The sequence below is a fragment of the Xenorhabdus bovienii SS-2004 genome (genome assembly GCF_000027225.1).
Classification (GTDB): Bacteria; Pseudomonadota; Gammaproteobacteria; order Enterobacterales; family Enterobacteriaceae; genus Xenorhabdus; species Xenorhabdus bovienii_C.
This window is the reverse complement of sequence record NC_013892.1, coordinates 2,228,664-2,246,710: the sequence shown is the minus strand read 5'-3', so window position 1 is coordinate 2,246,710 and position 18,047 is coordinate 2,228,664. Positions and strand designations below refer to the sequence as shown.

The window sequence follows — 18,047 nt, the reverse complement described above, 5'->3', positions numbered from 1 at the left end:
GAGCATAATTATGAAACTATTAAAAGTGGTCTCTACGTTTTTTGTAACTGCTGTTATGGCGATGACGATCTCTGCATGTGCTCCAACAGCAACAACAGAAAGTACAGGGAATTATATTGACGATACCGTCATTACAGCCAAAGTAAAATCAGCATTACTTGAGGCCAACAATCTAAAATCCAGGGAAATCAGTGTAGAAACTTTCAAAGGCCGTGTACAGTTAAGTGGATTCGTTAGCTCTCCTGAAGACGTCACACGTGCAATACAAATCACTAGAGGCATTAAGGGTGTCAATACCGTGATTAATTCAATCAAGCTTCGATAATCCGTTAGAACCTATATATCCACAAACGTAAAAATGGGACAAATTGGCGTTATCGGGTGTATGTTGCTGGCTCAATAAGTCGAGAGATAGGATATGACACGACGCGAAAAAATCATTCTGACGAGTACGGGAGTAGGGATAATTATTGGTGTTTGTGCCCTGATTTTCTTTTTCGTCCTGCCAAGGCTCGTTGAAACACGGATGAATCGTGTGATCGGGGTTACTGATGTAGCAACACAAACCGCGGTTGACTTGCACAAGCGTCTGCTGATCGCCGACTTGCATGCCGATACGCTGCTCTGGGGCAGGGACCTTTTGGATCGATCGACGCGTGGGCAAGTCGACATACCGCGTTTGATAGACGGCAATGTGGCTGTGCAGGTCTTTGCTGTTGTTTCTAAGTCACCACGTGGGTTGAATATCGAGAAGAATAGCGCCGAAACTGACGATGTGACTTTGCTTGCTCTGGCACAATGTTGGCCTTGGCGAACTCTGTTCAGTTTAAAAGAACGGGCACTCTATCAAGCAGCACGCCTGCATGAGGCTGCCGCTCGTTCAAATGGGAAACTGGTGGTGATCAAAAGCCGTGCTGATTTGAAGGCCTTCCTTGAAAGACGCAGGAGTGACCCAAAGATTGTGGGTGTGCTGCTCGCCTCAGAAGGCGCACAGGTTCTCGAGGGCGACCCAACCAATGTGGATGTGCTTTTCGAAGCCGGCTACCGGATGATGGCACCTACTCATTTCTTCGATACAGAGTTCGGCGGATCTGCCCATGGTATTGAAAAAGGTGGGCTAACTGCTGCCGGTGCCGATATGGTGCGGCGAATGGAGGCAAAGAGTATGATCATTGATTTGGCTCACGCCTCGACCAAAACCATTGATGACATACTGGTAATCGCGACGCGACCCGTGGTCGTTTCTCATACTGGCGTCAAAGGTACTTGTGACAACATTCGTAATCTGTCCGATGACCAACTCAGGCGGATTGCTGCAATGGGTGGACTGATCGGTATCGGTTTTTGGGACAAAGCAGTGTGCGATCCTACTCCCACCGGTATCGCTAAGGCGCAGATTTATGCGGCTAATATCGCCGGCGATGATCATGTAGCCCTTGGATCTGACTTTGACGGTGCGGTTGAGATGCCCTTCGACGCTACTGGCCTCGTTAGTATTACTGACGCTTTACTGAAAAATGGCGCACATCCAGAGAGGATTGCTAAACTGATGGGTGAGAATCAAATCCGTTTTCTATTGGAAAACCTTCCATAGCGAGACAATCAAGTGAGAAAGTCTACTTGCTTCGATCCGCAATGGCGATATCGCCATTGCGGATCGAAGATACAACAAGGCTTTCACCTAGGAAGAGTCGTTTCCGGTAGGGAACGAAATAACACTTTAAGCTAAAGTGACGGAAAAATCTGGGATTCCGCCGCACAACTCCAGATTAGGCTCCATTGCTTCTCTCTTATGTCAAACACATACGGAACTTACTTACTCTATTACCATCTAACAAAGTATTATATATCAATCTGTTAGAATTTATAACCGACACCAAACATAAATACCCATGGATCAAGGCGAGTTTTATATTTTTGTTCTGCATCACCAGCTTTGAATCTCACGTCAGTTTCGATATTCACCCACCACAATGAGGTATTCAGTATCCAGTTTTTATCCAACTGATAATCTAAACCAACCTGACCAGCAATACCCCAAGAATCTTTCAGATCCAGACTATTTAGTTTTGCTGCTTCAACGGTTGCATTATTGTCATTAAATTTTTCGCTAAAGAATGTAGTGTAATTCACACCAACCCCCACATAAGGACGTAAGTTATTTTCTTTGGCGCCAAAATAATATTGTGCCATCAAAGTTGGGGGTAAATGCTTAACTTTAGCCACATCACCGGCTTTCGGTAAATTAACACGATGCTGGAAAGGTGTAGCGGCTAATAATTCAACGCCAATGTTATCGGTGATCATATAACCAAAAGTCAAACCCAGCTGCGTATTATTATTTACACCGAAAGATCCCTGACCTAACACATCATCAGATCCAGCATTCGGTCTTACCGTTGCTGTACCTGCGCGGAACAGGAAGTCACCTGCTTCATGAGCAAAGGTCAATGACGGAGCTAATGTAGCAGCAGCCAATACAAGCGCAGAAATCTTTTTCATTATCCATCCCATTTATATGGTTTTAAATCAGCCAAAAATATACCTGTTTGTCTATCTTTGTGATCCAAGACAGATCACATCTTTTAAAGATTTTTTGTCAAAACAAGGTATTAATGAATTTATTATTTCATCTACTAAATATTTAAAGTTGATCTAAATCAAAATTAATTGGATATTAATTTTATGACTATTCCATGTTATATCTTTATATGATTTTTTGACCAACAATAATAATAAAAAGCCGCCTTCTAATAAGAAGGCGGCTTTAACCAGGGCAAGAGCATGAGTGTTTATTTCTCACTCAACACCTGAAAGCCTGCAATTAATACCTTGTCCAAATACTCACTGCTCATATTAGCCATATTCGTTTTTCGTCGTATGCTGGCTTTTAGGCTGATTTCAGCACTGTTACCGCGACGAATGGCGCACACATTCCAGCTTTTAGCAACCAACCCGAGCTAGTATTGAAATATTTCTACTCCGCTTCTTTACTCAGTCCAAAATGCCGATAAGCATGATTGGTAGCAATCCTTCCCCGAGGAGTCCGCTGGATAAAACCTTGCTGGATCAGAAATGGTTCCAGAACATCTTCAATGGTTTCCCGCTCTTCACCAATCGCGGCTGCCAAGTTATCCACCCCCACAGGGCCACCCATAAATTTATCAATAATCGCAATTAATAGCTTACGGTCAAGATAATCAAAACCTGCCGAGTCGACACTCAGCATATCGAGAGCTTGGACTGCAATGTCGCCGTTAATAGAGCCATCCCCTTTTACCTGAGAGAAATCTCTCACACGACGCAGCAGACGATTGGTAATACGAGGTGTACCACGGGAACGCATGGCTATTTGCCTTGCTCCCTCTTCTGAAATGCCCAACCCCATATAGCGAGCACTACGGGAAACTATGCTCTGTAAATCATCTACGTTATAAAATTCAAGGCGCTGTACGATGCCAAATCGGTCGCGTAATGGGGAGGTTAAAGACCCCGCACGAGTCGTTGCACCAACTAACGTAAATGGAGGCAGATCAATTTTTATTGAACGAGCGGCTGGGCCTTCACCAATCATAAGATCCAGTTGGTAATCTTCCATTGCAGGATAAAGGATCTCTTCCACAACCGGAGACAAGCGATGGATTTCATCAATGAACAGAACATCATGGGGTTCAAGATTGGTTAGCATGGCGGCAAGATCACCTGCCTTTTCCAGAACAGGCCCTGATGTTGTGCGGAGATTGACGCCCATTTCATTCGCTACGATATTAGCCAACGTGGTTTTACCCAATCCTGGAGGGCCAAAAATCAGCAAATGATCCAGTGCATCTCCTCGTTGCCGGGCAGCTTGAATAAAAATTTCCATCTGTTCACAAACGTGAGGTTGCCCAACATATTCAGACAGTAGTTTTGGCCTGATAGCGCGATCAATGACTTCATCATCTTGCAGAACTTCTGCTGAAATCAGACGGTCAGCTTCAATCATCATTTAACTCCTGTAACTACAGAGCCGCACGCAGCGCTTCTCGAATAAGCGTTTCACAATCTGCGCCCGGTTTAGCCACCTTACTTACCATCCGGCTGGCTTCCTGCAGTTTATATCCCAGTGAAACCAATGCGGAAGCGGCTTCTGCTTCAATATCCGTATTAGAGTTGGCTTGTTTAGCCACCGCAGGTAAATTAATATCGTTGCTTTGGTTGAACAGATCACCGTTAAGGCCTTTAAAGCGATCTTTCATTTCCACAACCAGCCTTTCGGCCGTTTTTTTGCCGACTCCCGGCAACTTGACCAATGAGGTAATGGCTTCCTGTTCAATCGCAGTCACAAATTGCTGAGCAGACATCCCTGACAGGATCGCCAGTGCCAGCTTCGGCCCTACGCCATTAACTTTAATCAGTTCACGAAAAAGTGCGCGCTCTTGTTTATCATTAAAACCGTATAATAACTGAGCATCTTCACGCACAATAAATTGAGTGAATAAAGTAGCCTCTTGGCCGATTTCAGGCAGTTCATAAAAACAGGTCATTGGCATATGAACTTCATAACCGACACCATTGGTTTCTAATAAAACTAATGGTGGCTGCTTTTCCAACACGGTTCCTCTCAAACGCCCTATCACTGTTTACCCCCTGAAAATAAAAATAAATCATTCCGCTGCAGCTTATAGCATAAAAAAAGCTGGACGTATATCCAGCATAGTTTATTTCAAACGCCCTCGCGTTAAATTTAACCGCACATCACCCACACGCAATAAATTTTGGTTCAAATGGCAATGAGTAATCGCAATAGCCAGAGCATCTGCGGCATCAGCCTGCGGGTTAGCAGACAATTTAAGCATAGAGCGAACCATATGCTGAACCTGACTTTTTTCTGCCGCCCCAGTACCAACAACGGTCTGCTTGACTTGACGGGCTGCATATTCAAATACAGGAATGGATTCATTGGCCGCAGCCACAATCGCCACACCACGAGCTTGCCCCAGTTTCAAGGCTGAATCCGCATTTTTCGCCATGAAAATCTGTTCTATCGCAAAAACATCTGGTCGGAATTGGATAATAATTTCGGTAATACCGGCATAGATCCTCTGCAAACGATTGGGTAAATCATCTACTTTTGTTCGAATACAACCGCTACCAATATAGATAAGTTGCCGTCCCTGCTGGCGAATCACACCATACCCCGTAACTCTAGAGCCGGGGTCAATACCAAGAATAATCGCCATATCGATTTATTCCACCTGTGATATGGGATAAAAACGTTAGAGAAAGTGCCCTGAGATAAGGAACACTTTCTCTACGCTGTGAACCCTGATGGTAATTACAGCTGCGCTGCAATTTCATCAGAGATTTCACCATTGTGGTAAACCTCTTGAACGTCGTCAGAATCTTCGAGCATATCAATCAGACGAAGTAATTTAGGTGCTGTTTCTGCATCCAATTCCGCGTTGGTGGACGGGATCATAGAAACTTCCGCAGATTCTGCCTTGAAACCTGCTGCATCCAGTGCATCTTTAACATCGCCAAAAGATTCTGGTGTGGTATAAACGTCAATTGCACCATCATCATAAGTTTCGACATCATCTGCACCCGCTTCCAAAGCAGCTTCCATTACCGCATCTTCATCCAGACCCGGTGCATAGGAAATTACACCTTTTTTGGTAAACAGGTAAGAAACAGAGCCGTCTGTACCCAAGTTACCGCCAGTTTTGGTGAAAGCATGACGTACATCAGAAACGGTACGGTTGCGGTTATCGCTCAAACATTCAACCATAACTGCTGTACCCCCCGGACCGTAACCTTCATAAATGATGGTTTCCATGTTATCTGCGTCATCATTGCCAACACCACGAGCAATGGCACGATTCAGCGTATCACGAGTCATGTTGTTGGACAGCGCTTTATCGACGGCTGCACGCAGACGTGGGTTAGAAGCCGGATCGCCTCCGCCAAGACGTGCAGCTGTTACTAATTCACGGATAATTTTAGTAAAAATCTTACCGCGTTTTGAATCTTGCGCTGCTTTGCGGTGTTTCGTATTGGCCCATTTACTATGACCTGCCATGAAAATATCTCCGATAAAACGTCTAATAGATTAAATAACAAACTCTTCAATTGCCTGCCGGTTACTCCATGACTTAGTTAATCTGGCAGCCTCTTCGACCGCCAGCCATTGATAAGCCAAATGTTCTGTCAGCAGGATCTCACGCTCCTCAGGTAACACCAGCAAAAACCAATGTTCTTTATTGCGCGTTACACCCGGAGCATATCGATAACGTAAATGTGAAAAAATCTCATAATAAAGACAGCGTTGACAATCTGTCAGTTCAAAACCCGCATTAATAATATCAATGCCAATTTCTTCCTGTACTTCACGTAACGCCGCCTCCCACGGTTTTTCGTTCCCTTCAAGGCTACCGGTTACGGATTGCCAGAATTCAGGATCGTCCCGCCGCTGTAACATCAGCACCCTTTTGCTGGTAGCCGCATAAATCACAACCAATACAGACTCAGGGCGCTTGTAATCCATTATTCGCTCTCTTTTTTAACGACTGAGATTGCCAATTCTTCCAATGATGCAGGATTTGCGTAACTGGGAGCTTCAGTCATCAAACATGCCGCCGCCGTTGTTTTCGGAAATGCAATCACATCACGGATATTATCAGTATCGGTCAGCAACATGACGAGGCGATCCAAGCCGAAAGCCAAACCCGCATGAGGAGGAGTTCCGTATTTCAGGGCATTCAGCAGGAAACCAAATTTTTCCTGCTGTTCTTCCTCAGTGATACCCAGAATGCGGAATACTACCTGCTGCATCTCATTGCGATGAATACGAACAGACCCCCCGCCCACTTCATAGCCATTGATAACCATATCATAAGCATTCGCAATGGCAGATTCCGGGTCATGTTCCAATTCTGTCGCCGACATATCACATGGAGAGGTAAATGGATGATGCATTGCATGCAGACCACCCTCACCATTGTCTTCAAACATTGGGAAGTCAATCACCCAAAGCGGTTTCCAGCTCGCCAGATCAGTGATGTTCAGATCACGTCCCAGCTTCAGGCGCAGCGCTCCCATTGCATCGGTAACAACATTTTTCTTGTCAGCACCGAAGAACAGGATATCGCCATCCTGTGCATTGGTACGGGACAACAAACCTTCCACCACTTCTGCTGACAGGAATTTAGCAACTGGACTTTGCACTCCTTCCAGACCGGCAGCACGATTGTTAACTTTCATCCATGCCAGCCCTTTCGCGCCATAAATACCGACGAATTTGCCATATTCATCAATTTGCTTACGGCTCAGTTCAGCACCGCCCGGTACACAAATGGTAGCTACACGGCCTTTTGGATCGTTAGCAGGTTCAGCAAAAACAGCAAATTCCACGTTTTTTACTAAATCAGCAACATCCACCAGTTCCAGCGGGTTACGCAGATCTGGTTTATCTGAACCAAAGCGGCGCATCGCTTCTGCAAATGTCATTATGGGGAATTTACCCAAATCGACATTGCGTGCGTCAAGCCACAATTCACGGATCATGTTTTCCATGATTTCTCGAACTTGTTCCGCAGTCATAAACGAGGTTTCAACATCGATTTGAGTGAATTCTGGCTGGCGATCTGCCCGCAAATCTTCATCACGGAAACATTTCACAATTTGATAATAACGGTCAAAACCGGACATCATCAGCAATTGTTTGAAAAGTTGTGGTGATTGAGGCAACGCATAAAACTTGCCTTTATGGACACGGCTTGGAACCAGATAGTCACGCGCACCTTCTGGCGTGGCCTTGGTCAACATCGGGGTTTCCACATCAAGGAAGCCCGCATTATCCATAAAACGACGAACAAAATTGGTGACTTTTGCGCGAGTCTTCAAGCGCAGTGACATCTCTGGGCGACGCAAGTCAAGATAGCGGTATTTCAAGCGCTGTTCTTCACTGTTGTTCTGATTGCTATCCAGTGGCAATGGCTCTGAACGATTGAAAACCATCAGGCTATCTGCGAAAACTTCAACTTCTCCAGTGGCCATTTCTTTATTGATCTGGCTGTCAGGACGGGCTCGGACTATCCCCGTAATTTGAATACAAAATTCATTACGCAGTTCAGAAGCCTGAGCAAATGCTTCTTTTTGGTCTGGGTCAAAAAATACCTGAACGATACCTTCGCGATCACGCATATCAATGAAGATCAGGCCGCCCAAATCACGACGACGGTTTACCCAACCACAAAGAGTTACTTTTTGGCCTTCATGGGCCAGGCTCAACTGCCCACAATAATTAGTACGCATACAATATCCTTTTACTCAGCTCGTTATGCATTCTGCTGCGGAAATTTTGGCATTGTTCTTTAGGAAGAATTGTCAAAAAAGGCAGGCATTATACTGAAAATTCTGACCAGAGATAAGGGCATAACACAGTTCCTGGCAAGACAATTTTTTGCTAACTGATAATATTCATACTATTTATTATTAAATACTATGATTTATAGCGACAGTTTTCTTTTTGAGGTTTATCATCATTCGGCCGTTTTGGGTTAGGCAATGGAGTTAAAAATGGTTAGCTCGCTTTATATCGTTTTGGGCGCACTATTATTGATTAAGCTGTCTCTGGATGTCGTCAAGTTAAGAACACAATATCGAGTCGCCTATGGCGATGGCGGTTTTTACGAATTGCAGACAGCCATTCGCGTGCATGGCAATGCTGTTGAATATATTCCTATTTCAATGCTATTGCTGTTGATGATGGAGATGAATGGAGCCGCCGTATGGATGCTACATATTTGTGGCCTATTGTTGCTTTCGGGTAGGATACTGCACTACTTTGGCCTACGTCATCGCGAAATCCGCTGGCGCCGTATGGGAATGGGTGCAACGTATATATCAATGATAATAATGATTATCACCAACATTTACTACTTACCTTGGGAACAAATATTTTCTTTCTATGCGTAATTTACACTCGATATGTATAAATTACATGCATAAATGCAAACCTTAATGTACATCATGACACCCATGCATAAGAAAGCCCATCATTACCAAGGGCGGTATTCCAGCCGCCTGAGGTTTCTGCTGATTATCCCTTTCTGCCCCTTCCCGCATTCTGTTAGAATGCCCACTTCTTAATTGTTTCCAAAACTAATGTTGTTATGTCAAATCAAGATCCTCATAATCAACGGGACAGTTTGTTCTCTGCCCCAATCGCCAATTTAGGTGACTGGAGCTTCGACGAACGTGTTGCCGAAGTCTTTCCTGATATGGTGAAACGTTCCATACCCGGTTATTCCAATATCATCTCCATGATCGGTATGCTGGCCGGTCGTTTCGTGACGCCAGGTAGCCAAATTTATGATCTCGGTTGCTCCCTTGGGGCAGCAACTTTGTCCATCCGCCGCAGTATCAATACTGATGATTGCCGGATTATCGCTATCGATAATTCACCAGCTATGATTGAACGCTGTCGCCGCCATATTGATTCTTTCAAAGCCAGTACACCCGTTGAGGTGATCGAACAGAATATTCTTGATACAGACATTCAAAATGCTTCGATGGTAGTTTTGAATTTCACATTACAATTCCTGCCCCCTGATGATCGCCAGAAAATATTGAGAAAAATTTACGCAGGATTAAAACCCGGCGGGGTTCTGGTTCTGTCTGAAAAATTCAATTTTGAAGACCAGAAAATTGGCGAGTTACTATTCAATATGCACCATGATTTCAAGCGAGCCAATGGTTATAGTGAGCTGGAGGTCAGCCAAAAGCGCAGTATGCTGGAAAATGTCATGCGGACAGATTCTGTTGACACCCATAAGTCACGCCTTAAAGAAGTCGGTTTCCAGCATGTAGAAGTCTGGTTCCAGTGTTTCAATTTCGGTTCATTACTGGCAATAAAAGGAACTGAACAATGATCGATTTCGGTAATTTTTATCAATTGATCGCCAAGCACCCACTAAGCCATTGGCTGGATAGTCTGCCAGCACAATTGAGCCACTGGCAAAAAACATCACAGCACGGTCAGTTCAGCTCATGGGTAAAAATTCTGGAAAATTTGCCTGAGATCAAGCCAAGCCACCTTGACCTGAAAAATGGTGTCATTGCGACTCATGAGCCGGATCTGTCAAAAGGTGAAAAAGCTCGCCTCCACAATATCCTGAAAATATTGATGCCATGGCGAAAAGGTCCTTTTTCATTGTATGACGTTGAAATTGATACCGAATGGCGCTCTGATTGGAAATGGGAGCGAGTGCTGCCCCATATTTCTCCTTTAGAAGGAAAAACCGTACTTGATGTCGGCTGTGGCAGTGGTTATCACATGTGGCGCATGGTTGGCGAAGGCGCTCAATTGGTTGTGGGTATTGATCCAACTCAACTTTTTCTCTGTCAATTTGAAGCGGTCAGAAAGTTGCTGGGGAACGATCAACGAGCCCATCTTCTGCCATTAGGCATCGAACAATTACCCGAACTACAAGCCTTTGATACGGTATTTTCAATGGGAGTGCTCTACCACCGCCGTTCACCTCTTGATCATCTGTGGCAACTGAAAAATCAACTGGTGTCTGATGGTGAGTTAGTGCTGGAAAGTTTAGTGATTGAGGGTGATGAAAATCAGTGCCTCATTCCGGGTGAACGCTATGCACAAATGCGGAATGTCTACTTTATTCCCTCGGCCAAGATGCTGAAAGTCTGGCTGGAAAAATGTGGTTTTGTCGATGTCAGAATTGTCGATCATGCGGCTACAACACCTGATGAACAACGCCGGACAGAATGGATGAAGACCGAATCACTGGTAGATTTCCTTGACCCATCAGATCACAATAAAACAATTGAAGGCTACCCTGCCCCATTGCGTGCTGTTCTCATTGCCCGCAAGCCATAATATTGAACAAATATTAATGAGTGAACTGTCCAATATGGCAGTTCACACCTTAATTTCTAAGATTTCACTTTCCTTATGACGCAAGCGATATCACATTTACCGCTCAATCAGGTTCATCACTCCCTTCATCGACTCAACTAACTCACCATCAACACTGTAATGAGAATATTCATCTACATCACGATCGTCCGAACTCATCGCCACCCCTGCCTTTCGGTACTTCATGGTAGAAGGCACTATTTTACCCGCCGAGCTATGAACTTCCGTCATTCCGGCTTCCAGAAACTTACTGATATTACTCACCCTGACACCCGCGCCGGGCATAATTATCGGCCCACAGCTGGCTTGCATCAGCTCTTTTAACAGAGTCAGCCCCAGTTCAGCATTCTGCTGTTGGCCTGATGTTAAAATACGCTGCACTCCAAGCTCTGTCAGTTGTTCCAACGCAACATGCGGATTAAAACACATATCAAAAGCGCGATGAAAAGTCACAGCCATATTTCCCGACAGTGACATCAACTGCCGCATACGGAGTCTGTCAATATGGCCGTTTTCGCTCAAAATGCCGAAAACAATGCCGGGGAACCCCATATCACGGATACGGGCAACATCATTTTTCATGACTTCAAAATCCATGTTGTTATAACAGAAGTCTCCTCCTCTTGGCCGCACAATGGGATGCACAGGAATAGATAACCGCTGTAACGACTGTTGTAATGCCCCAAAACTAGGTGTCAACCCACCTTCCAACGGGCTTGCGCTTAATTCGATTCGGTCAGCGCCCGCATTTTGTGCAACCAGCGCACAGCTTATGCTATAACAGCAAATTTCCAGCTTTATCATTAAAAAGCCCTCCGAATACGAATTCGTCAACAAGTCATCATTTAACCTAAAACTACTTTATTAGTGAACTTATTAACCATGACAGTGGAATAACTTTATTTTTATCAAAATAAAACAAAAAGTTAACTCAACAACCACCGACTAAAGTCGGTGGTTGTTGAGTTATGACAAGGTAAAAAAATAAATTTTACTGAAATATTTTTTAACTTTTTTTTGATAAAAGATTACCCAGTCATCGTGAAAAATTAATAATTCTGCATTTTCTGGTTATTTTTTACAATGACCCGCCAGACGATATCCCGCTTTTTTGGCTTCGGCTTCCGTTCGAAAATAGACCGCGTTTTTATCCGCTATAGTTTTATAACCAGAACAGTGGGCAAAGTGATAAATCTGGCTATTCTTATTGCCTTTAATTTTTTCACTCTGCGCGGTTTTTACGGTCGGGTTTCTGACGGGTGCCTGGTTGCCAACCGCTTGAAAGCTATTTTGCTTTTGGACACCATTTTGTACGCTCAACCCCTGGCCTGAATTTTTATGCCCCAGTTCCCATTTCTGGCTTCCGGTAACAAATGGGTTATGGTGCCCCATAATCCGGGCAATTTTATTATCTCTTTCTCGTTCCCACCCATCTACTGGATATTGACGATCCCATGCCATCATAAGTTGCTGCTGTTGACGAGACATCGCAAGGTTATAACGGTCGTGCATATAGAAATAAACTCTGGCAACTACGCCTTTAACTCTATCGCGCGGTTCAAACAGTCGTGATTTAAAATCAACTTTACTGCTACATGCCCCATACATATTTGCCATGTTTTTGGGAACCATTCCGTAAGCGAAGTTACTGCGATCACCATTGACTTCGCCAATCGAAGGCGCCAGATTGTGCATATCCGATTCTATTACGCGAAAAAACGGATCATTCTCAACACAGTTTTTTCTCCCGCCATTCTGCCAGCACTGCCGCTGATGCCCGAATACCCATGCAGGCACCATATGTTCCCATTCAATACGTTCCGCACGTGACTGCTGTGACCTGACCTGATAGCCACAAGAAGCCAGATCAACACGTCCGCCACTCTTACCTACCCATTGCCAATCACAGCCACAATACAATGTGCCAATTTCTGATTTGGTTTGTTCACTATAGACATTTTTTCTTGATTCTATTTTCGCTTGCTCAAAGCTGGTCGGCGCACTCCATGCATTAAAAGATATGGTTAATCCGAAAAACAAAAAATAACTTGCCCACAGGCTAATTTTACTATTCAAAATGATACCTATTTAATTATTGTGTATAACATCTGCCCTATCCTGCCTGACAAAGCAATAAAATGACAAATTTTATTCGTCGAGTGTATATTGATATTTATTGTTAAACTGATTCACTATTTGACTTAGTTAATATTAATATTACTTAATTCATAAAATAATCAGGTTTATTAAACTATTGAATTCTAATTATTTGAGTAGTATTAAACCAACTTAATAATAATTAAATTTAACCAAATAAATGACTATTAGCAATAAAATTAAACAACCTGAGCAAGAGTTGCTGGAGGTTGTAAGGAAATATTCAGGGAATGAAAAAGTGACGATAATGACGACTAACAGCTCAAAAAATAACTTACAGATTCAAGTTATCACTGCTGGTAAAAATCAATTAGATATTACCCTTAATTCATTTACTGATCAGACATAAATAACCGTGCAATTCCCTGCACGGTTTTAGGCATGTTACCAGATAGTTATCGAACAACCAATACCGATATATTAGCGTAGGAAACAATTCCTGACGCATTTGAGCCCAGTAAATGGGTTGAAATATCAGGCCGCCTTGAACCTACGATGATCAAATCTGCGCCAATTTCACGGGCAGTGGAGAGTACTTTTTCTCGTGGAGAACCAAAAGCAACGGAGAACGATACTCTATCTTTCGGTAAATTGATTTTTTCTACGACTTTTTTGAGTTCCTCTTCAGAATTTGTAACGGCTTTTTTAGCAAAAGCACTAAGCAAATCATAGTGATAGCTGTAATTTACAGAAAACCTTGAGATATCCGGAACGGCGTGAAACAAGTGAATTTTTGCACCGGAGATTTTCGCCAAGAATTCTGCATGCTTAATCGCATTATCAGTGAGTTGATCTTCTGGAATATCGATTGGAACTAAAATCGCTTTATACATACATACTCCCCTGCAATCGAATGTAACTACTGGCCATTACGCTTTTCTAAGTAATCAAGCCGCCATAAAAAACAGTAACAATCATTAATCCATTATTGCCAATAACCTATGTTATCTCACAACTAATACAGAGGTTTTCGCATATCTGACGATCCCCGCCGAGTTAGAACCTAACAAATGGGTCGTAATATTCGGCCGCCTTGAACCAATGACGATCAAATCGGCTTCAATCTCATCAGCCGTGGAGGTAATTTCGTCTCGTGGTGAGCCAAAAGAAATTGAATAGGAAATGCGATCGTTCGGTAAATCAATGGAATCTACCAGCATAGACAATTCCTTTTCGGCCTTGACGGTCGCTTTGTCTTTAATTTCCATATAGCCTAATGCATAAGCATTAATAATTGCGGATGAAATAGGGAGTACATGTAGAATATGTAACTTAGCACCTGTTTCTCTGGCGATATCAAGCGCACAGCGAACAGCCTTACTCGTTAGTTCTTCTTCTGAAATATCTACCGGTACCAAAATAGTTCTGTACATATGCACGCTCCTATTATTCAAATACCAAGCCTAGTTGATTCCCCGATTGTAGAGGGGTTCAGCATAACTTACTGTGAGTTATCTAACACCTCAACATGTTAGCGCCGATAACGGTTAATAGATAGGCATTTAACCTGCCAAATTAATGAACAAGCCAGCAATTGTTGCACTCATCAGATTGGACAGTGTTGCTGCCAGTAGTGCCCTCAGACCCAGCCTTGCAATATCTGAAGCCCTTTCGGGTACTACCGCTGTAAATGCACCGACAACAACCGCTATCGAACCAAAATTGGCAAAGCCACAAAGCGCGAACGAAATAACCGCGATAGTTTTGGTATCCAGAAGAACCGCAGGATCTTTTAAATAAGGAGAAAAATTCACATAAGCCACAAATTCGTTGATTGCTAATTTTTGTCCAATCAAACTCCCTGCCAGATCAGTATGCTCCCAGTTAACCCCCATGATATAAGCCAAAGGCGAAAAAAGATAACCCAGCAGGCTCTGCATACTCAGCCCCGTCAGGCCAAATAACTCGCCAATGCCGCCGATTACGCCATTGAGCAACGCGATCAAGGCAACAAATGCCATCACCACCGTCGCGACGCCAACAGCAATTTTCAACCCCAGCATGGCACCTCCGGCAGCCGCTTCGATAATGCTGGCCGGACGCGTCTCACTGAATGAAATCTGTTCAAACTGTACTTGTGAAGGCTCCGTGGCAGGACTGAGCAAACGAGCAAACAGAATCCCTCCCGGAATAGCCATCAAAGATGCCGCCAGCAGGTATTCTATCGGTACGCCCAACCCCGCGTAGCCAACCAGCATCGATCCGGCAATAGAAGCCATACCACTGCATATCACAGTGAAAAGTTCGTTGCGGTTCATTTTATTGACAAAAGGTTTTAACACCGCCGGTAATTCATTTTGACCCAAAAAGATTGTAGTTACCGCAGCAAAGGCTTCCACTTTACTAATTCGCATCGCTTTCTGAAAAGCATATCCCAAAATATTAATGACCCATTTCATGATCCCAATATAATAAAGAATAGATATCAAAGAAGTAATAAAGATAATAGCGGGCAGCACCTGAAATGCGAAAACAAAACCTGCCCCATCAAATAATTCATTCATTTTCGGCCCGACTAAACTCCCGAAGATAAATGAACTGCCAGCAGAACTATAATAAATAACGGCATTAACGCCATTGGCAATGTTATGAATTAACCATTTACCGGCGGGAACATACAGCATTATTGCACCAAGGCTTACTTGAAGTAATAATGCAGCGACCACCGTACGTAAGCTAATTATTTTTTTATTGACAGAGAACAAATATCCAACCAGAAGAAGTATTACTATTCCCATTAAACTGCGTAAAATATCCATCATTATATTCCCATTGTTTTTTAGCCAGCCTAAAAAAATCCCAAGGGATATTACCATGTTTCTCTTTCAGGCTGGCATTTATTTTATTGTAACATTGGATAAGATATATCGGATGATATTTACTGATGCTTATTTATTGCTTGATAAGCAATGGTAATTTGCGCTGCCAGTTTCGCATTATTGAAAACCAGTTCGATATTTGCCTGTAAACCTTCGCCTCCCGTCAATTCCGATACTCTGGTCAGCAGGAATGGGGTACTCTCCTTGCCATGAATTCCCTGTTCCTGCGACTCTCGGACAGCCTGTTCAATGGCGGCATTGATTTGAACTTCCGACATAGCGAATGGCTCAGGGATGGGATTGGCGATCACCAGCCCTCCTCTCAGCCCTGAATTCCATTTTGCTTTCATGGCTTGGGCTATCTGCCGGGGATTTTCAAGCGTCACACTCACCGGAAATGGGCTGGTACGGCAGAAAAATGCCGGTAATTTTTCGGTTTGATATCCCACAAGTGGCACTCCATGTGCTTCCAGATGTTCAGTCGGCAATGCCCGCCATTTCAGCAATAATCATCGTTGAAGCCACGGTTGTCGCCCCGTGTTTTTCCTCTGCCACGACAAACGGCAGATCACGGCGGCTGACTTTTGCAACCAAATGCCGTTCTTTCCCCAGAAACTCAATGTTTTCCTGAAATAATCCCGCTTTCATGCGTCCATTAATAATCGCAATGTGAGTTTTATCACAAATCGATCTTGATGTGAAATTAGGCGGAAAAGTTACTAACTCCATGCATAATTGCGTCGAAAAATCGATAAACCAACCAACAATAGACCTAAAAAAGGGGCTGATATTTCAGCCCCCTGTAATACCGCAAACTGATGTCAATCATTTTTCTCCAATGGGAAAGGAGCAGGATGTTTTGTGTTGTAGTTAAAAGTATACATAGCCGTGACTATCATCATCACAACCAGCGTCCATACAACTTGTTCGGCGCCTGTCCCCATCACAGCCCAAATACAGTAGGCAAAGGCAATAAAGGTGATCACTATGTAGCGCAGCTTTTCCTGTCTGAAATGCCCATGCCCCAGTAACAGCAGGGCTGCGCAGGTATACAGATAGGGTATCAGGGTAAAAATGACTGAAACGGAAGAGACCAACCCAAACTCTTTCGCCGCATTCGGGGAAATGCTGCTGAATTGGAAGATAGTCATCAATACACCGAGGATCAGCAGGCCAGCAACCGGGGTTCCCTCCTTGTTCACTTTGCCAAAAATAGCAGGAAACAGGCCATCATCGGCGGCAGCCTTAGCGGTCTGTCCAGCGAGCAACGTCCAACCGCCCAGCGATCCTAAACATCCTACCGCCGCACAAAATACAACCACCGCGCCTGCTGTATCACCCAGTGCCAATCTCGCTGCATCACCAAAAGGCGAAGATGAGAGTTTCAGCGCGGCATTCGGAATCATGCCCATAATCACACTGCTGGACAAGATGTAGCATACGGCAGCAATAAGTACGCCCCCGATGGTCGCGATAGGCACGTTGCGTTTGGGGTTTTTGACCACACCTGCGGCAACCGAGGCACTTTCAACCCCAATAAACGACCATAACGTCACGTTTAAAATACTTTGGATAGCACCAAAGGTATTTAGCCCGCTCACGTTCCACGCATCCATATACGTTTTACCGCTGAACCAGAACCAGCCGAATACAGCCGTCGCCACTATCGGAATAAGTGCCAATGTGGTAGCAACAGCCTGTACTCTGGTAATGACATGCGGCCCGATAATATTCAAGAAGACAAATACCCACAGTATCGCGATGCAAGTCATGGTCAGAATTATCGGGTCTTTCAGGATGGCGAAAAAGTAACTGAGATAACCGACGCCAATCACCACCATTGCGATATTACCAATCCAACAGGCCAGCCAGTACAGAACGTTGGTCTGGTAGCCTAAAAATGGCCCAAAAGCACGTCGGGCATAGGCATAAGAGCCCCCAGGGCTATCATCCAGTGAAGAAATCTTGGCATACACCATAGACAGCCCCACGGCACCGATGATCGTGACCAGCCATCCGAGAATGGCAATACCTCCGGTGGAAGCCAGGCTGGCTGGCAAGAGAAACACGCCTGATCCCATGATATTGCCCGCGACCATCAGCGTAACGGGGATCAATCCGACTTTTTTCGTCTCAGAAACCGTAGTCAT

At 44.2% G+C, this 18,047-nt stretch carries 19 protein-coding genes and 1 pseudogene; 6 read left to right on the top strand and 14 right to left on the bottom strand.

Features of this window, described 5'->3' with window-relative positions:
• Positions 1 to 10 precede the first annotated feature (10 nt).
• Together XBJ1_RS09630 and XBJ1_RS09625 are read left to right on the top strand one after the other, a co-directional pair.
• Entirely contained in the window at positions 11 to 325 is a 315-nt protein-coding gene (locus XBJ1_RS09630) for a BON domain-containing protein (RefSeq protein WP_012988714.1), read from the top strand.
• A 93-nt stretch (positions 326 to 418) separates the two neighbouring features.
• Positions 419 to 1,594 (top strand): dipeptidase, encoded by a 1,176-nt coding sequence (locus tag XBJ1_RS09625; RefSeq protein ID WP_012988713.1) that lies wholly within the window; start codon positions 419 to 421, stop codon positions 1,592 to 1,594.
• Positions 1,595 to 1,857: 263 nt separating this feature from the next.
• Here XBJ1_RS09625 and ompW read toward each other — a convergent pair whose 3' ends face one another.
• The 7 genes from ompW to aspS all read right to left on the bottom strand — a co-directional run bounded on the left by ompW (position 1,858) and on the right by aspS (position 8,295).
• Positions 1,858 to 2,502, bottom strand: coding sequence for an outer membrane protein OmpW (ompW, locus tag XBJ1_RS09620; RefSeq protein ID WP_038198838.1), 645 nt, complete (start codon positions 2,500 to 2,502; stop codon positions 1,858 to 1,860).
• Between the two features lie 475 nt (positions 2,503 to 2,977).
• Positions 2,978 to 3,985: a Holliday junction branch migration DNA helicase RuvB gene (gene ruvB / locus XBJ1_RS09615; protein ID WP_012988709.1), complete on the bottom strand. Its 1,008-nt coding sequence runs from the start codon at positions 3,983 to 3,985 to the stop codon at positions 2,978 to 2,980.
• A gap of 16 nt (positions 3,986 to 4,001) precedes the next feature.
• Positions 4,002 to 4,619, bottom strand: coding sequence for a Holliday junction branch migration protein RuvA (ruvA, locus tag XBJ1_RS09610; RefSeq protein WP_012988708.1), 618 nt, complete (start codon positions 4,617 to 4,619; stop codon positions 4,002 to 4,004).
• Positions 4,620 to 4,700: 81 nt separating this feature from the next.
• The gene (ruvC, locus tag XBJ1_RS09605) at positions 4,701 to 5,222 is read right to left on the bottom strand and encodes a crossover junction endodeoxyribonuclease RuvC (RefSeq protein ID WP_012988707.1); all 522 of its coding nucleotides are present in this window, start codon (positions 5,220 to 5,222) and stop codon (positions 4,701 to 4,703) included.
• A 95-nt stretch (positions 5,223 to 5,317) separates the two neighbouring features.
• Positions 5,318 to 6,061 (bottom strand): YebC/PmpR family DNA-binding transcriptional regulator, encoded by a 744-nt coding sequence (locus tag XBJ1_RS09600; protein ID WP_012988706.1) that lies wholly within the window; start codon positions 6,059 to 6,061, stop codon positions 5,318 to 5,320.
• A gap of 30 nt (positions 6,062 to 6,091) precedes the next feature.
• Positions 6,092 to 6,526 carry a dihydroneopterin triphosphate diphosphatase gene (gene nudB / locus XBJ1_RS09595; RefSeq protein ID WP_012988705.1) on the bottom strand — a complete coding sequence of 145 codons (435 nt, stop codon included), beginning with the start codon at positions 6,524 to 6,526 and terminating at the stop codon, positions 6,092 to 6,094.
• Complete coding sequence (aspS, locus tag XBJ1_RS09590) at positions 6,526 to 8,295, bottom strand: aspartate--tRNA ligase (RefSeq protein ID WP_012988704.1); 1,770 nt, start codon at positions 8,293 to 8,295, stop codon at positions 6,526 to 6,528. Before aspS ends, nudB begins: the two co-directional genes overlap by 1 nt.
• A 264-nt stretch (positions 8,296 to 8,559) precedes the next feature.
• On the opposite strand from aspS, the gene XBJ1_RS09585 reads away from it, so the two are divergent.
• The 3 genes from XBJ1_RS09585 (at position 8,560) to cmoB (ending at position 10,882) form a co-directional block, all read left to right on the top strand.
• Complete coding sequence (locus XBJ1_RS09585) at positions 8,560 to 8,958, top strand: MAPEG family protein (protein ID WP_012988703.1); 399 nt, start codon at positions 8,560 to 8,562, stop codon at positions 8,956 to 8,958.
• A 197-nt stretch (positions 8,959 to 9,155) separates the two neighbouring features.
• Positions 9,156 to 9,914, top strand: a complete 759-nt coding sequence (gene cmoA, locus XBJ1_RS09580; protein WP_012988702.1) for a carboxy-S-adenosyl-L-methionine synthase CmoA — start codon at positions 9,156 to 9,158, stop codon at positions 9,912 to 9,914.
• Positions 9,911 to 10,882 (top strand): tRNA 5-methoxyuridine(34)/uridine 5-oxyacetic acid(34) synthase CmoB, encoded by a 972-nt coding sequence (gene cmoB / locus XBJ1_RS09575; protein WP_012988701.1) that lies wholly within the window; start codon positions 9,911 to 9,913, stop codon positions 10,880 to 10,882. The genes cmoA and cmoB overlap by 4 nt, the downstream gene beginning before the upstream one ends.
• A gap of 96 nt (positions 10,883 to 10,978) precedes the next feature.
• Here cmoB and cutC read toward each other — a convergent pair whose 3' ends face one another.
• Complete coding sequence (gene cutC / locus XBJ1_RS09570) at positions 10,979 to 11,725, bottom strand: copper homeostasis protein CutC (protein WP_012988699.1); 747 nt, start codon at positions 11,723 to 11,725, stop codon at positions 10,979 to 10,981.
• A 267-nt stretch (positions 11,726 to 11,992) separates the two neighbouring features.
• Positions 11,993 to 12,997: an endonuclease gene (locus XBJ1_RS09565; RefSeq protein ID WP_012988698.1), complete on the bottom strand. Its 1,005-nt coding sequence runs from the start codon at positions 12,995 to 12,997 to the stop codon at positions 11,993 to 11,995.
• Positions 12,998 to 13,238: 241 nt separating this feature from the next.
• Between XBJ1_RS09565 and XBJ1_RS09560 the strand changes: the two genes are divergently transcribed.
• On the top strand, positions 13,239 to 13,427 hold the full coding sequence (locus XBJ1_RS09560; RefSeq protein WP_012988697.1) for a hypothetical protein: 189 nt from the start codon (positions 13,239 to 13,241) through the stop codon (positions 13,425 to 13,427).
• A gap of 46 nt (positions 13,428 to 13,473) precedes the next feature.
• Here XBJ1_RS09560 and XBJ1_RS09555 read toward each other — a convergent pair whose 3' ends face one another.
• From XBJ1_RS09555 to adiC, 5 genes and pseudogenes are all read right to left on the bottom strand, one after another.
• The gene (locus tag XBJ1_RS09555) at positions 13,474 to 13,911 is read right to left on the bottom strand and encodes a universal stress protein (RefSeq protein WP_012988696.1); all 438 of its coding nucleotides are present in this window, start codon (positions 13,909 to 13,911) and stop codon (positions 13,474 to 13,476) included.
• A gap of 111 nt (positions 13,912 to 14,022) precedes the next feature.
• The gene (locus tag XBJ1_RS09550; RefSeq protein ID WP_012988695.1) at positions 14,023 to 14,451 is read right to left on the bottom strand and encodes a universal stress protein; all 429 of its coding nucleotides are present in this window, start codon (positions 14,449 to 14,451) and stop codon (positions 14,023 to 14,025) included.
• 129 nt (positions 14,452 to 14,580) lie between these two features.
• Positions 14,581 to 15,837 carry a NupC/NupG family nucleoside CNT transporter gene (locus XBJ1_RS09545; protein WP_012988694.1) on the bottom strand — a complete coding sequence of 419 codons (1,257 nt, stop codon included), beginning with the start codon at positions 15,835 to 15,837 and terminating at the stop codon, positions 14,581 to 14,583.
• Between the two features lie 119 nt (positions 15,838 to 15,956).
• A pseudogene (locus XBJ1_RS20790) lies at positions 15,957 to 16,566 on the bottom strand (pseudouridine-5'-phosphate glycosidase); the annotation flags it as partial.
• 152 nt (positions 16,567 to 16,718) lie between these two features.
• Positions 16,719 to 18,047, bottom strand: a complete 1,329-nt coding sequence (adiC, locus tag XBJ1_RS09535) for an arginine/agmatine antiporter (RefSeq protein WP_012988690.1) — start codon at positions 18,045 to 18,047, stop codon at positions 16,719 to 16,721.

Coding starts and splice junctions, on each gene's coding strand:
- XBJ1_RS09630 (WP_012988714.1), top strand. CDS start 11: ATGAAACTATTAAAAGTGGTCTCTACGTTTTTTGTAACTGCTGTTATG.
- XBJ1_RS09625 (WP_012988713.1), top strand. CDS start 419: ATGACACGACGCGAAAAAATCATTCTGACGAGTACGGGAGTAGGGATA.
- ompW (WP_038198838.1), bottom strand. CDS start 2,502: ATGAAAAAGATTTCTGCGCTTGTATTGGCTGCTGCTACATTAGCTCCG.
- ruvB (WP_012988709.1), bottom strand. CDS start 3,985: ATGATTGAAGCTGACCGTCTGATTTCAGCAGAAGTTCTGCAAGATGAT.
- ruvC (WP_012988707.1), bottom strand. CDS start 5,222: ATGGCGATTATTCTTGGTATTGACCCCGGCTCTAGAGTTACGGGGTAT.
- XBJ1_RS09600 (WP_012988706.1), bottom strand. CDS start 6,061: ATGGCAGGTCATAGTAAATGGGCCAATACGAAACACCGCAAAGCAGCG.
- nudB (WP_012988705.1), bottom strand. CDS start 6,526: ATGGATTACAAGCGCCCTGAGTCTGTATTGGTTGTGATTTATGCGGCT.
- aspS (WP_012988704.1), bottom strand. CDS start 8,295: ATGCGTACTAATTATTGTGGGCAGTTGAGCCTGGCCCATGAAGGCCAA.
- XBJ1_RS09585 (WP_012988703.1), top strand. CDS start 8,560: ATGGTTAGCTCGCTTTATATCGTTTTGGGCGCACTATTATTGATTAAG.
- cmoA (WP_012988702.1), top strand. CDS start 9,156: ATGTCAAATCAAGATCCTCATAATCAACGGGACAGTTTGTTCTCTGCC.
- cmoB (WP_012988701.1), top strand. CDS start 9,911: ATGATCGATTTCGGTAATTTTTATCAATTGATCGCCAAGCACCCACTA.
- cutC (WP_012988699.1), bottom strand. CDS start 11,725: ATGATAAAGCTGGAAATTTGCTGTTATAGCATAAGCTGTGCGCTGGTT.
- XBJ1_RS09560 (WP_012988697.1), top strand. CDS start 13,239: ATGACTATTAGCAATAAAATTAAACAACCTGAGCAAGAGTTGCTGGAG.
- XBJ1_RS09555 (WP_012988696.1), bottom strand. CDS start 13,911: ATGTATAAAGCGATTTTAGTTCCAATCGATATTCCAGAAGATCAACTC.
- XBJ1_RS09550 (WP_012988695.1), bottom strand. CDS start 14,451: ATGTACAGAACTATTTTGGTACCGGTAGATATTTCAGAAGAAGAACTA.
- XBJ1_RS09545 (WP_012988694.1), bottom strand. CDS start 15,837: ATGGATATTTTACGCAGTTTAATGGGAATAGTAATACTTCTTCTGGTT.
- adiC (WP_012988690.1), bottom strand. CDS start 18,047: ATGACTACGGTTTCTGAGACGAAAAAAGTCGGATTGATCCCCGTTACG.